Genomic DNA, 800 nt, shown 5'->3' on the forward strand with positions numbered 1-800 from the left:
AGCGAGGCGGCCGAGGCCGCCGCCGACCGGCTCGGCGCCGCCGCCGAGGACGAGGAGGCGGCGGCGGACACCGAGCGCGCGGCGCGCCGCCGGCACACCGAGGAGGCCGCGGGCCTGGAGGCTCTCCAGGAGGCCGTCGGGGCCGAGGCGCAGGAGGTGATGCGCCAGGTGCAGGAGACCGAGGACGGGATCGACGCCCTGGTCCGGGAGGCCGAGGCGGCCCGTACCGCCCAGCACACCGCCATCGCCGGCACCGCGGCGGCCGAGGCCCGCCGTACGGCCGCTGCCGAGGCCCGGTCGGTCGCCGCGGCGGAGGAGAAGGACACCGCCCGCGGGCTGCGCCCGTACGCCGCCCGTGAACTCCTCGACATCCTGCGCAGCCCAGCCGGCCTCGCCTGGCCCGCCCGGGAGGCCGACTGGGCCGGTGCGGAACTCCCGCCGGCCGTGATCGCCGTCCTTGAGGCGATCCTGTCCGCCACCCGCGACCTTACCCCCACCGAGAGCAGCCTCAAGCAGTCCGTCACCCGTCTCACCAGGGCCCTGGACGACCTGCAGGCGCAGCTCGCCGCCGCCGGACAGGACTACCGGCCCGAATGGGACGGTTCCGACGGCGTCATCCTCGTCCGCGTGGCCGACGAGGAGGGCCCGCTGCCCGTGGCGGCCTTCGCCGAGAAGATCTCCTCCCACCGCCGCGACCAGGCCGAACTGCTCTCCGAGTCCGAACAGCGCATCCTGGAGGACGCCCTGCTCACCCGGCTCGCCCAGCAGATCCACGACCGCACCGTCGACGCCCGCGACCT

General features: G+C 76.2%; 1 pseudogene. It reads left to right on the forward strand.

Annotated features, from left to right (window positions below):
* Positions 1-800 (forward strand): annotated as a pseudogene (locus tag AC5P09_RS52015) (TIGR02680 family protein); the annotation flags it as partial.

Source organism: Streptomyces sp. a15, from assembly GCF_059026085.1.